This window comes from Methylobacterium frigidaeris (genome assembly GCF_022179185.1).
Taxonomy (GTDB): Bacteria; Pseudomonadota; Alphaproteobacteria; order Rhizobiales; family Beijerinckiaceae; genus Methylobacterium; species Methylobacterium frigidaeris.
Genome location: NZ_BPQJ01000005.1, coordinates 44,988 through 57,153 on the forward strand (window position 1 = coordinate 44,988; position 12,166 = coordinate 57,153).

At 72.3% G+C, this 12,166-nt stretch carries 11 protein-coding genes; 7 read left to right on the forward strand and 4 right to left on the reverse strand.

Translation table 11 applies throughout. The annotated features are described in order from the left end of the window. Positions 1 to 210 precede the first annotated feature (210 nt). The 4 genes from crcB to MFF64_RS06820 all read left to right on the forward strand — a co-directional run bounded on the left by crcB (position 211) and on the right by MFF64_RS06820 (position 5,035). On the forward strand, positions 211 to 582 hold the full coding sequence (gene crcB, locus MFF64_RS06805) for a fluoride efflux transporter CrcB (protein WP_099903862.1): 372 nt from the start codon (positions 211 to 213) through the stop codon (positions 580 to 582). 66 nt (positions 583 to 648) lie between these two features. Beyond that, a complete protein-coding gene (locus MFF64_RS06810) occupies positions 649 to 954 on the forward strand; it encodes an Rdx family protein (RefSeq protein WP_099903864.1) in 306 nt (101 codons plus the stop codon). Positions 955 to 1,074: 120 nt separating this feature from the next. Continuing rightward, the gene (locus MFF64_RS06815; protein WP_238190175.1) at positions 1,075 to 3,609 is read left to right on the forward strand and encodes a sensor histidine kinase; all 2,535 of its coding nucleotides are present in this window, start codon (positions 1,075 to 1,077) and stop codon (positions 3,607 to 3,609) included. A 112-nt stretch (positions 3,610 to 3,721) separates the two neighbouring features. Beyond that, positions 3,722 to 5,035, forward strand: a complete 1,314-nt coding sequence (locus MFF64_RS06820) for an adenylate/guanylate cyclase domain-containing protein (RefSeq protein WP_238190176.1) — start codon at positions 3,722 to 3,724, stop codon at positions 5,033 to 5,035. A gap of 67 nt (positions 5,036 to 5,102) precedes the next feature. On the opposite strand, the gene MFF64_RS38135 is transcribed toward MFF64_RS06820, so the two are convergent. Then, complete coding sequence (locus tag MFF64_RS38135; RefSeq protein WP_342352954.1) at positions 5,103 to 5,531, reverse strand: GcrA family cell cycle regulator; 429 nt, start codon at positions 5,529 to 5,531, stop codon at positions 5,103 to 5,105. Between the two features lie 122 nt (positions 5,532 to 5,653). Here MFF64_RS38135 and MFF64_RS06830 point away from each other — a divergent pair, with 122 nt between their 5' ends. The 3 genes from MFF64_RS06830 to MFF64_RS06840 all read left to right on the forward strand — a co-directional run bounded on the left by MFF64_RS06830 (position 5,654) and on the right by MFF64_RS06840 (position 9,692). Beyond that, complete coding sequence (locus MFF64_RS06830; protein WP_099903263.1) at positions 5,654 to 7,300, forward strand: inorganic phosphate transporter; 1,647 nt, start codon at positions 5,654 to 5,656, stop codon at positions 7,298 to 7,300. Between the two features lie 81 nt (positions 7,301 to 7,381). Then, a complete protein-coding gene (locus MFF64_RS06835) occupies positions 7,382 to 8,395 on the forward strand; it encodes an NAD-dependent epimerase/dehydratase family protein (protein ID WP_238190178.1) in 1,014 nt (337 codons plus the stop codon). A gap of 28 nt (positions 8,396 to 8,423) precedes the next feature. Continuing rightward, positions 8,424 to 9,692, forward strand: coding sequence for a TetR/AcrR family transcriptional regulator (locus MFF64_RS06840; RefSeq protein WP_238190180.1), 1,269 nt, complete (start codon positions 8,424 to 8,426; stop codon positions 9,690 to 9,692). A gap of 1 nt (position 9,693) precedes the next feature. On the opposite strand, the gene pepT is transcribed toward MFF64_RS06840, so the two are convergent. The 3 genes from pepT to MFF64_RS06855 all read right to left on the reverse strand — a co-directional run bounded on the left by pepT (position 9,694) and on the right by MFF64_RS06855 (position 12,151). Then, on the reverse strand, positions 9,694 to 10,944 hold the full coding sequence (gene pepT / locus MFF64_RS06845; RefSeq protein WP_238190182.1) for a peptidase T: 1,251 nt from the start codon (positions 10,942 to 10,944) through the stop codon (positions 9,694 to 9,696). 17 nt (positions 10,945 to 10,961) lie between these two features. Continuing rightward, a complete protein-coding gene (locus MFF64_RS06850; protein WP_425324378.1) occupies positions 10,962 to 11,582 on the reverse strand; it encodes a glutathione S-transferase family protein in 621 nt (206 codons plus the stop codon). 248 nt (positions 11,583 to 11,830) lie between these two features. Further along, positions 11,831 to 12,151 (reverse strand): hypothetical protein, encoded by a 321-nt coding sequence (locus MFF64_RS06855; RefSeq protein ID WP_309296444.1) that lies wholly within the window; start codon positions 12,149 to 12,151, stop codon positions 11,831 to 11,833. Positions 12,152 to 12,166: the final 15 nt, after the last annotated feature.

The window sequence follows — 12,166 nt, forward strand, 5'->3', positions numbered from 1 at the left end:
CCAACCCCAAACCCCTCCCCTTCCCCGGATCGCCTTCCGATATCGACGGGCGCCCGTTCCCGAGCGTCCGCCCACCCCTCAGAACCGGTACCGCAGCCCCGCCGTATGGAACCCGGTGCGGCGCAGGGGGCCACGGTTGCGCATAGCCGCGTCGCCGCGCGCGGTGCGCCGTGGCAGAAGCCTCGTGCGATCAACGGAGACGGCGGACCTGTGAGCTACCTGGTGGTCTTTCTCGGAGCCGGTCTCGGTGGGGCCCTGCGCCACGGCATCAACCTCTGGGCGGCGCGGGCGGGCAGCGGCTTCCCGTTCGGCACCATGCTGATCAACATCGTCGGCTCGATCATGATGGGAGTGCTCACCGGCTGGTTCGCCGCCCGGGGCGGGGGGCCGCAGGCCCTGCGGCTCTTCCTCACCACCGGGATCCTCGGCGGCTTCACCACCTTCTCCACCTTCTCGCTCGAGGCATTCCTGCTCTGGGAGCGCGGCGCGCATGCGGCGGCGCTGACTTACGTCGCGGTGTCGGTGGCGGCCGGCATCGCAGGCGTCGCGGTGAGCCTCCTGGTGCTGCGCCAGCTCGCGTGAGGCGGACGCCGCCGCAACCCGCGCGGGTTGACAAGCGGGGGGATCGGAGGCGGAGTCCGCCGTAAGATGAGCGACATCGCCCCCCGTCCAGAGGCCGAGAAGCCCCGCATCGCCATCACCTACTGCACCCAGTGCAACTGGCTGCTGCGGGCGGGCTGGATGGCGCAGGAGCTGCTCTCCACGTTCCGCGACGGCCTCGGCGAGGTGGCGCTGATTCCATCGACCGGCGGCGCCTTCGCGATCACCTGCGACGACGCCGTGATCTGGGAGCGCAAGCGCGACGGCGGATTTCCCGACATCAAGACCCTCAAGCAGCGGGTGCGCGACCGGATCGAGCCCGGCCGCGACCTCGGCCACATCGACAGGGCCTGACGCCTTGACCCTATCGCGTCGCCCGCGCGCCGCCAGGATCCTGCGCCAGGACGATCCCATGAGGACCGTGCCAAGGACCCTGCCAAGGACCCAGCCAAGGACCCAGCCAAGGACCCTGCCATGATCCGCCGCCGGCTCAACGCCCTGCGGCGGGACGGGCTGTCGACGCAGGTCTACCTGGTCGCCCTGGCGATCGCCCTGATCGGGCCGGGCCTGCTGTTCACCGCCGTGCTGCTCGGCCGCTACGCTGCCCTGGAGCGGATCCGCTTCGAGCAGGACGCCCGCGAGAGCGTGCGCGGCATCGCGCTCAGCGTCGACCGCGACATCGCCGGGCTGGTCTCGGTGCTGCAGACCCTCGCGGCCTCGCCACGCCTGCGCCAGGACGGCCTCGGCGGGTTCGAGACACAGGCCCGGGCCGTGACGGAGGCGACGGGCCTCCACCTCTCGCTGCGTCTGCGGGACGGGACCCAGCTGGCCAACACCGCCCTGCCCCCCGGCGCGCCGCTGCCGCAGGACCCGCATCCCGAGGATGCCGCAGTGCTGGCGACGAAGCAGCCGGTGATCGGCGGCGTCCGGGCGGGTGCGCCCGGGCGACCGCCGACCTACGACGTGGCGGTGCCGGTGATGATCGAGGGGGCGCCGGCCTACCTGCTCAGCGTCACGGTGCCGGTGGCGCGGCTGCACCAGATCCTGGTCCAGGATCTCGCGCCGGGCTGGACCACCGGGATCATCGACCGCAACGGCCTCCTGCTCGCCCGCTCGGAGGATCATGCCAGCCTCGCCGGCCAGCCGATGCAGGCCGCGTTGCGGGGCCACCCGACCGGCGCCGCCGACATCTGGGAGGGGATCGACCGGCGTCGGCGGCCGGTCCTCTACGTCGAGACCACCGCGAAGGCGGCGGGCTGGACCGTCGGCGCCAGCATTCCCAAGCAGCAGGTCGAGGCGCCGTTGCGCCACTGGGTCGTGGCCTTCGGCGGGTTCGGGCTCCTGGCGCTGGCGGTGTCCTCCATCCTGGCGGTGAAGCTCTGGGCGCGGGTCGCCGAGCCCCTGCGCCAGCTCGCGCAAGCGGGCGGGGCGCTCGCCGCGGGCCAGCCGGTGCCGCGGGTCTCGACGCCGATCCGCGAGATCCGCCAGCTCGCCGACACCCTGGCCGACGCCTCGCAGAGCCTGCGCCGGCGCATCGCCGAGCGCGACCAGGCGCTGAGCCAGCAGAGCCGCAGCCTCGCCGCCCTGCGCGAGAGCGAGGCGCGCTTCCGCCACATGGCCGATTCCGCTCCGGCCCTGATCTGGATGACCGACGGCACGGGCGAGGTGACCTTCGTCAACCTGCACTACGGTTACCTGTTCGGCCGCTCGACCGAGACGCTGACCGGGGGCCGCTGGCGCGAGATCGTCCACCCGGACGACCTTCCCGGCTTCGAGGCGGCGTTCGAGAGCGCTTTTGCCGCCCGCACGCCGTTCCGCCGCGCGACCCGGGTGATCGACCGGCACGGGGCGACGCGCTGGATCCTGTGCGAGGGCGTGGCCCGCCTCGACGATCACGGCCGCTTCCTCGGCTATACCGGCTGCAACGTCGACATCACCGAAGCCAAGGACGCCGAGACCGCCCTGCGCGAGGGCGAGGAGCGCCTGCGGCTGGCGCTCGCCGCCGGGCGGCTCGGCACCTGGGAGATCGACCTCGCCTCCGGGCAGCACCGCCTCTCGGCCCGCTCGGCCGAGATCTTCGGGCAAGCCCCCCTCTCGCACGAGGCCTGGACCCGCACCGTGCATCCGGAGGACCGGACCCGGATCGAGGCGGCGCTCCACGCCCTGCTGGCGGGCGAGGCCGAGTACCGCACCGAGTTCCGGATTCGGCCGAACGACACCCAGGGGCGCTGGGTCAGCGCCCGCTGGGTCAGCGCCCAGGCGATCGTTCAGCGCGATGCCGGCGGCCGGGCGCGCCGGGTGATCGGCATCCACCAGGAGGTGACCGAGCGCAAGCGGGCCGAGGAGCACCTGCGCCTGCTGGTGCACGAGCTGAACCACCGGGTGAAGAACACGCTGGCCACCGTGCAGTCGATCGCGATGCAGAGCCTGCGCGGCCTCGACGGGCCGCAGGCCGCCGCTGCCAGATCGGCCTTCGAGGCGCGGCTGATCGCGCTCGCGCGCGTCCACGACGTGCTCACCCGCGAGAGCTGGGAAGGGGCGGAGCTGGCCGAGGTGGTGAAGGACGCGCTCGCCCCCCTCGACGGGCCGGGCGCACCCTCGCGCTTCGCGATCGGCGGCCCGACCCTGCTCCTGCCGCCCCGCATCGCGCTCTCGATCGCCATGGCCCTGCACGAACTCGCCACCAACGCGGTCAAGTACGGCGCCCTCTCGGTGCCGGCGGGTCAGGTCACCCTGTCGTGGAGCGTCGCGGAGGGGCGGCTCGCCTTGCGCTGGCAGGAGCGCGGCGGGCCGCCGGTCGTCCCCCCGACCCGCACCGGCTTCGGCTCCCGCCTGATCGAGCGCAGCCTCGCCCGCGAACTCGACGGCACGGTGAGCCTGAGCTTCCCGCCGGAGGGCGTGGTCTGCACCATCGTGGCGCCGCTGGCCGAGCCGGGCGAGGTCCGGTCGGAATCACGGGAGGAGAGCGCCGCCGCGCCGGCCCGTCGCCGGGCGGCAGGGCATTCGTGAGCCGAGATCGCGGGCGGAAGTAGGCCGGCTGGTCGATGGCGACTGGGGAACGTCGTCCCATATCGCCGGGAGCCGAGGGCCCGTCCGCGCCCGGCGCCGGACGGACCCGCCGATGACGCCAGATCCGACGCCAAGCCCCTCGGCCCGCCGGCCGCTCCACGCCCGGCTCGGTCCCGTGCGCGGCCGGGCGGGGTTGACCACCGCCGGGGCGGCCCTGCTGCTGCTGGTCGGGTCCGCCAACGGGCTGCTGCTGGCCTGGCAGAGCAGCGTCCAACACCGCATCACCCACACGCTGTCGGTCGACCGGACCCTGATGCAGGTGCTGGCCGATCTCCTCGACAGCGAGACCGGGCAGCGCGGCTACCTCCTGACCGGCGATCCGGCCTTCCTGGTGCCGTACACCGCCGGACAGGCGCGGATCGCCGCCGAGCTGCCGGTGCTGGAGGGGGAGCTGCGCACCTCCCCGATCCAGGAGACCCGCCTCGCCTCCTTGCGCCCCGCCATCGCCCGCAAGTTCGCCGAGCTCGACCGGACGCTCGCTCTCGACCGTGCCGGCGACCGCGACGGGGCACTGGCCCTGGTACGGGCCGGCGAGGGCAAGGCGGAGATGGACGAGATCCGCCGGATCATCGAGTCGATGCGCGCCCAGGAAGACGAGCTGCTGATGGGCTACCAGCAGCACGCCCACCGGATCGAGGCGATGGTCGGGATTGGCAGCGTCGTGTCGGTCGGCATCATGGCCTTGCTCGCGGTCCTCGCCTTGAGGGAGGCGATGCGGCGGGCGGCCCTGTCGCGCTTCCTGCCGGCCGAGCTGGCGCCGCTGCTCGAGCGCGGCGGCAGCCTGGAGCAGGGCGGCGGCCTGCGGCTCGGCGAGCGGCGGCACGCGGCCATCGCCTTCGTCGACATGCGCGGATCCACTACGATCGCCGAGCGGGCCGACCCCGAGACGGTGGCGATCCTGGTCACGGGGTTCCGCCGCTGCGTCGCCCAGGCCGCCCGGGAAACCGGCGGCGTGATCGACAAGTTCATGGGCGACGGCGCCTTGGTGGTGTTCGGCGTGCCGGAGGCGCGCACGGATGCCGCCGCGCAAGCACTCGCCTTCGCGGAACGGCTGGAGGGGCTGGTGGCCGAGTGGAACGCGGGCTCGGCGCAAGCCCCCGTGCGGATCGGCATTGGGGTGCATTGCGGCGAGGTGTTCGTCGGCGTGGTCGGCGATGACGATCGGCTCGAATTCACCGTGCTCGGCGACGCGGTCAACGTCGCGGCCCGGCTCGAGCAGGCAACCAAGACCTTCGGGACCACCACCCTGGCGTCGCAAGCCGCACTCGACGCGGCGCGAGTCTCCGGCCCTGAATGGCGAGAGGTCAGCCGCTCGCCCCTGCGCGGCCGGCAGGAGGCGTTCCCGATCTACGGCCGGGCGGCCTGAGAGCTGTTCGAGAACGAGGCGGACGAAAACGGCGCGGGAAGGGGGTAGCGGTCCCGGCCGGCCTCTGCTATCGCAGCCGCCCCGGCCGGGTCGGCTCGAAGACGATCCGGCGGTGGAAGGCGCACCAGCTCTTGCCGTCCTGCACCGGCGCACCGCAGCAAACCGCACGGTCGTTCGGTTCGCCGATGATGAACTTGCACACGAAAGCGCCCGATTGGGCGAAGGGAACCCGGAGACTCGGAGAGGGCTCCTCGACGGCGTCTGCGGTCACGATATGCGACATGCGCACGAGCTGGTTCATCGGGTACTGACTCGCTGGCCTTGCGTCACCCTCGACCAGAAGGGCGCCGGGCCGGTTCGTGGCGGGCAGGTCCGTCACCGGATTCTCCACCCATGAGATCCGCGCCCTGAGACCCGTACGCACACGCGTCGCAGGGGCAGCGGTGATGACCTGAATTTGGGGTTGCGTCTCGCAGAACGCAAGCCCCCTAAGCATTTACGTGTGGTTTTCGACAGCCCGGACGGGTCCGGGACCGCGGCGGCCCGCCCCCTGGGGCGTCATCGACTTGCCATCCACCCATCCTATCCTTGGCTGACCCCTGCCGCCGTGAGTCCGCCATGTCCGACGCCGCCCTCATCCCCGACCATGCCGACGCGGCGCCTGGTCACGCCCGCCCCGGTCCGCGGCTCGACCACGGCGTGCACCCGGCGGCGGCGATCGGCTTCCTGGTCGTGCTGGCCGCGGGTCTGGCCTATGGCGGCACCAACCTCGTCGCCGACATGCACCGGGCCGGCCAGCCGCCGCTCGCCATCGGGGCCTTCGCGCTGCTCGGCCTCGCCCTCCTGATCGCGCTAGCCTTCGAGTTCGTGAACGGCTTCCACGACACCGCCAACGCGGTGGCGACCGTGATCTACACCCATTCGATGCCGCCCCTCGTCGCGGTGATCTGGTCGGGCGCGTTCAACTTCCTCGGCGTCATGGCCTCGACCGGGGCGGTGGCCTACAGCGTCGTGACGCTGCTGCCGGTGGAGCTGATCCTCCAGGTCGGCTCAGGCGCGGGCTACGCGATGATCTTCGCGCTCCTGCTCGCGGCGATCGTGTGGAACCTCGGCACCTGGGCGCTCGGCCTGCCGAACTCCTCCTCGCACGCGCTGATCGGCTCGGTGATCGGCGTCGGCCTCGCCAACCAGCTGATGGCACCGGGTCACGCCGCCTCCGGCGTCGCCTGGGGGCAGGCGGCGACCGTGCTCGAATCGCTGCTGTTCAGCCCCGTCGTCGGCTTCCTCTGCGCCGCCGGCCTGCTCCTCGTGCTCAAGCGCGTCGTGCGCCGGCCCGACCTCTACCGGGCGCCCGAGGGCGAGGCGGCGCCGCCGCTCTGGATCCGCGGCCTCCTGATCCTGACCTGCACTGGCGTGTCCTTCGCGCACGGTGGCAATGACGGCCAGAAGGGGATGGGACTGATCATGCTGATCCTGATCGGCGCCGCCCCCACGGCCTATGCGCTCAACCGCACCATGCCGGATTCGAGCACCCCGGCCTTCGTGCAGGGCTCGCAGGGAGCAAGCCGTGTCTTCCGCGACCATGCCGGCTCCGCCGACGTGCCGGACGCCGCCAGGGCCCGGGCCAAGGTCGGGGAGGCCCTGAAGGCGGAGGCGCCGGCCAAGGCCCTCGCCGCGCCGGAGGCCTTCGCGGCGCTCGCCGGCCTCGCGGACGACATCGCAACCCAAGTCAAGAATTACGGCGCCATCCGGCACGTGCCGGCGGAGGCGACGCCGAACCTGCGCAACGACATGTACCTCGCCAGCGACGCGGTGCGCCTGCTCACCGGCGACACATCGCCGTTCAGCGATGCCGAGAAGACGACGCTCAAGGACTATCAGCGCACCCTCGACGACGGCACCCGCTACATCCCGACCTGGGTCAAGGTCGTGGTCGCCCTGGCGCTCGGCCTCGGCACGATGGTGGGCTGGAAGCGGATCGTCGTCACGGTCGGCGAGCGCATCGGCAAGCAGCACCTCACCTACGCGCAAGGCGCCTCCGCCGAGGCGGTGGCCGCCGGCACGATCGGGCTCGCCGAGGCCTACGGGATGCCGGTCTCGACCACCCACATCCTGTCGAGCGGCGTCGCCGGCACGATGTGGGCCAACGGCACCGGCCTGCAGATGGCGACGGTGCGCAACCTGGCGCTGGCCTGGATCCTGACCCTGCCGGCAGCGATCACGCTGGCGGGCGGGCTGTACTGGGGGCTGCGACAGGTGTTCTGAGGCGCCCCGGACTGGCAACCCGTCCCCCGTCGGTGTAACCGCCCCGGGCGGGCGCCTTTCGGTCCGCGCCAGGGACCCGCCATGCGCTTCCTCGTGACAGGCACGGCCGGCTTCATCGGCTTCCATCTCGCCCGGCGCCTGCTCCGGGCCGGGCACGAGGTCGTGGGGGTCGACGGGCTGACCGACTACTACGACGTCGCCCTGAAGCGGGCCCGGCTGGCGCAGCTCGAGAGCCTGCCCGGCTTCTCGTCCCACGCCTTCCTTCTGGAGGAGCCCGGCGCCTTCATGAGCCTCATGGCCGAGGCGGGCCCCGAGGTGGTGGTGCATCTCGCCGCCCAGGCGGGGGTGCGCTACAGCCTGGAGCACCCGGAAGCCTACGTCTCGGGCAACGTGGTGGGCACCTTTCAGGTGCTGGAGGGATGCCGGGCGCATCCGGTGCGCCACCTGCTCTTTGCCTCGACCTCCTCGGCCTATGGCGGCAACCGGACGGTGCCGTTCCGCGAGACCGACCGGGCGGTGTGGCCGCTCACCATCTACGCCGCCTCGAAGCTCGCCGGCGAGGCGATGGCGCATTCCTACGCCCATCTGTGGACGATCCCGACGACCGCGTTCCGGTTCTTCACCGTCTACGGGCCGTGGGGCCGGCCCGACATGGCTTTGTTCCTGTTCACCCGGAAGATCCTGGCCGGCGAGCCGATCGAGGTCTACGACCACGGCCGGGCGGTGCGCGACTTCACCTACATCGACGACCTCGTCGAGAGCATCAGCCGGCTGATCGACGCCCCCCCTCCCCTGCCCGGCACCGGCCCCGTCTCGGCCGCCGATACTCTGAGCCCGGTCGCGCCCTACCGGATGGTCAATATCGGCGGCGGACGGCCGGTGAGCGTGGCGGCGATGCTCGACGCCCTGGAGGACGCTCTCGGCCGGAAGGCCGTTCGCCACCTGCGCGACCTGCCGCCCGGCGACGTCGAGCGAACGGAAGCGAGCACCGACCTCCTGCGCGACCTCGTCGGCTACGTGCCGGCGACGCCGCTCGCGGCCGGGATCCCGGCCTTCGTCGCCTGGTACCGGGAGCATTACCGCACGGGAGCGTGATCGCCGGCTTGTCATGGGGGCCGTGACAATGCTCAATTCCCCCATGCCCCGCAGCCTCGATCCCGAGACCGTGCCCGCCCCCGACGCGGCGCCGCGCCAGACCCGGCGCTACGCTCAGAAGCGCGACGCGATCCTCCACGCCGCCGCCGCCCTGATCAACGAGGCCGGCGTGAAGGGCACGACGCTCGCCGACGTCGCCCGCAGCGTCGGGCTGATGACGAACAGCGTGACCTATTATTACCGCCGCAAGGAGGATCTGGCGGCGGCCTGCTTCCTGCACACGATCGGGGTGCTCGACGGGCTGGTGGCGCGGGCCGAGGCGGCGCCCGACGGGCCGGCGCGGCTCGCGCTCCTCCTCGACCTCGCGGTCGCCCACCGGGCCGCCATGGCGGCGGGCGAGGAGCCGGACATCGCCGTGCTCCACGACGTGCGGGCCCTGCCGGCGCCCCAGGCCGAGAGCGTGTTCGCCGCCTACAACGCGCTCTTCCGCCGCTTGCGCGGCCTGTTCGACGAGGACGGCCTCGACCGGCAGGACCGCAACGCCCGCACCCACCTGCTGCTCTCGGTGCTGCACTCGACCCGGCTGTGGATCGGCCGCTACGAGCCGCGGGACTATGCCCGGGCCGGCGCCCGGATGGCCGACCTCCTCACCCGCGGCATGGCGGCGCCGGGCTCGGAGTGGTGCCCGGCCCTCCTGCCCGAACAGGCGCCGCCGGAGGAGAGCGAGGTCTCGCCGGAGGCGTTCTTGCGCGCCGCCACGATCCTCATCAACCAGCAGGGCTATCGCGGCGCCTCCGTCGAGAAGATCTCCGGCCTCCTCAAGGTCACCAAGGGCTCGTTCTACCATCACAACGACAACAAGGACGACCTCGTCGCCAACTGCTTCTCCCGCAGCTTCGCGCAGATCCGGGCGGTGCAGGACGCGGCGGACACCCGCGGCGGGAGCGGCTGGGACCGGATCTGCACCGCCTCGGCGACCCTGGTGCGCAGCCAGCTGGGGCCCGGCGGGCCGCTCCTGCGCGTCACCGCCTTCAGCGCGCTGCCCGAGGCCCTGCGCACCGAGACGCGGCGCACCATGAACCGCCTGACCGAGCGCTTCGGCTTCTGCCTCGTCGATGGCATGGCCGACGGCTCGGTGCGGCCGCTCGATGCCGGCATCGCGGCCCAGCTCGTCTCCAGCATGGTGAACGCCGCCGCCGAACTGCCGGCCTGGGTGCCGGGCGTCACGCCGGACACGGCAGCCGACCTCTACGCCCGGCCGCTGTTCCTGGGACTGTTCGCGCCGGCGGCGCGGTGATCTACCCCGCCGCCGAGAGGCAGATCCGCCGCGTCACCCGCCACGAGGCCGCGAAGGCCGGCACCGGCAGGAACTCGAACCGCGAGTGGAAGTTGTGGGCGCCGGTGAAGTAGTTCGGCGTCGGCAGGCCGCGGGCCGAGAGGGCCGCGCCGTCGGTGCCGCCGCGCATCGGGATCTGTCTTGGCGCGATGCCTTCCGCGGCGAGCGCGGCGAACAGCAGGTCGACCGAGCGGCGATCGTCGCCGAGGCTGTCGTGGATGTTGCCGTAGGTGTCGGTGATCCGGCACTCCACCCGGCCGGTCGGGTAGAGCGCGGCGATCTCCTCCGTCACCGCGTGCAGGCGCGCCTTGCGGGCGGCGAAACTGTCCTTGTCGAAGTCGCGGATCATCGCCTGCAGGCGCGCCTCGCCGGAATGGGCCTGGAGGCCGTTGAACCAGATGTAGCCCTCGCGCCCTTCCGTGTTCTCCGGCGTCTCGGCCCGGTCGAACCGGCCGATGAAGTCGTGCGCCATCAGGAGCGGGTTCACCATCACGCCCTTGGCCGACATCGGATGCGCGCTCACACCGGTGAACACGATCTCGGCGCCGGCCGCGTTGAAGGTCTCGATCACCACCTCGCCCAGCGCGCAGGCATCGATCGTGTAGGCGAAGTCGCAAGGGAGACGCGCGAGGTCGAGAGCCTTGGCGCCGCGCAGGCCGATCTCCTCGTCGGGCACGAAGGCGACCCAGATGTCGCCGTGCGGGTCGTCGGGGGTCAGGGTCGCGAGCAGCGTCATGAGGACGGCGATCGCCGCCTTGTTGTCGGCTCCGAGCACGCTGGTCCCGTCGCCGACGATCACGTCCTCGCCGGTATACGGCACGATCTCCGGATGCTCGGCGACGCGCAGCCAGATGTCCTGGTCGCGGTTGAGGCGGAGGTCGTGGCCGTCGAAGCGCAGCACCTGCGGGCGGATCTCGGCGGAGAGCCCGACATCGACGGTGTCGAGATGGGCGACGAAGCCGATCGGCGGCGCGTCGGGCCGGGTGCCGGCTTTCCGCGCCGTGAGGATCGCGTGTTCGTCGAGCACCACGTCGGAGAGGCCGAGGCCGCGGAGTTCTCCGGCCAGGAGCTCGGCCAGGGCGCGCTGGCCCGGCGTGCTCGGCAGGGTGGTGGCGCGGGCGTCGCTCTGGCTCGCCACCGCGAGGTAGCGGAAGAAGCGCTCGACCAGCTGGGCCCGGATGCCCGCCTCGTCCGCCATGTCGCCGTTCGCCATGTCGCGAGGTCCCCTCATCAGCTCAGCGCCACCGCGAAACCGCGCTGCACCGCCGGGCGCGCCATCAGCGCCTCGTACCAGCGCCGCACGTTCGGGTAATCGGCGAGGTCGACCCGGTGCCGGGCGTGGCGCCAGGCCCAACCGAGGATGGCGAAGTCGGCGATCGAGAGGTCGCCCGCGACGAACTCACCCTCGGCCAGCCGCCTGTCGAGCACGCCGTAGAGCCGGCGCGTCTCCTTCTGGTAGCGCTCGAGCCCGTAGGCGCGGTTCGTCTCGTCGACGGTGAGGAAGTGGTGGACCTGGCCCGGCATCGGCCCGAAGCCGCCCATCTGCCACATCAGCCATTCCATCGCCTGGACCCGGCCGCGCCCGCCCGCCGGCAGGAAGCGCCCGGTCTTCTCGGCGAGGTAGATCAGGATCGCGCCGGATTCGAACACGGAGATCGGCGCGCCGTCCGGTCCCTCCGCATCGACGATCGCCGGGATGCGGTTGTTCGGGCTGATGGCGAGGAAGGCCGGCTCGAACTGCCGGCCCTTGGTGATGTCCACCGGCTCGACCCGGTAGGTCAGCCCCATCTCCTCCAGCGCGACGCTGATCTTGCGGCCGTTCGGCGTGTCCCAGGCGTAGAGCTGGATCATGATGCTCTCCCTTCCGGTGCGGGCCGGACCGTAGAGCGCTTCGGCCGCGGAGTCGCGCCGGTTCTGCGGGGAGCGGATCACGGCTGGTCCGCTCCTGGAGCATGCGGGACCGGCCAGGACAGGAGGCGCTGGATTTCCCCTTTCCTTGCGGGGGAGACGAGAAGCGACGGGAGACCCGTCCGGCAGATCACCCGCCATGGCCCGGCATCGGTGGGGCGGTCATCCCCGCCCGCCCCACCCCGGCGCCATCAATAGCCGATAGCGCCGCGCTTGAAGCCGAAGCCCGGGACCTCGCAACCGCAGGACGAGTTGAGGGGCGCCGGACGGGTCGGGCAGTTGCCGCGGGCGGTGACACAGACCCGGCCGATGCGGCCGCCGCCATACTCGCCGCGGTAGCGCGGCCGGTCGTAATCGTCACGGCGGTAGCGCGGGCGGTCGTAATCGTAGCGCTCCTCGTAGCGGCGGCGCGGACGGTCGTCGTCGTAGCCGTAGCCGTACTGCGCGAAGGCGGGCGCGACGCCGAGGCCGAGGGTCAGGGCGGACAGGGCGGCGGTCATCACGGTTCTCACGGATCTCTCCTCACG

Coding starts and splice junctions, on each gene's coding strand:
- MFF64_RS06830 (WP_099903263.1), top strand. CDS start 5,654: ATGTCCGACGCCGCCCTCATCCCCGACCATGCCGACGCGGCGCCTGGT.
- MFF64_RS06820 (WP_238190176.1), top strand. CDS start 3,722: ATGACGCCAGATCCGACGCCAAGCCCCTCGGCCCGCCGGCCGCTCCAC.
- MFF64_RS06850 (WP_425324378.1), bottom strand. CDS start 11,582: ATGATCCAGCTCTACGCCTGGGACACGCCGAACGGCCGCAAGATCAGC.
- pepT (WP_238190182.1), bottom strand. CDS start 10,944: ATGGCGAACGGCGACATGGCGGACGAGGCGGGCATCCGGGCCCAGCTG.
- MFF64_RS06840 (WP_238190180.1), top strand. CDS start 8,424: ATGCTCAATTCCCCCATGCCCCGCAGCCTCGATCCCGAGACCGTGCCC.
- MFF64_RS38135 (WP_342352954.1), bottom strand. CDS start 5,531: ATGCTTAGGGGGCTTGCGTTCTGCGAGACGCAACCCCAAATTCAGGTC.
- MFF64_RS06815 (WP_238190175.1), top strand. CDS start 1,075: ATGATCCGCCGCCGGCTCAACGCCCTGCGGCGGGACGGGCTGTCGACG.
- MFF64_RS06810 (WP_099903864.1), top strand. CDS start 649: ATGAGCGACATCGCCCCCCGTCCAGAGGCCGAGAAGCCCCGCATCGCC.
- MFF64_RS06835 (WP_238190178.1), top strand. CDS start 7,382: ATGCGCTTCCTCGTGACAGGCACGGCCGGCTTCATCGGCTTCCATCTC.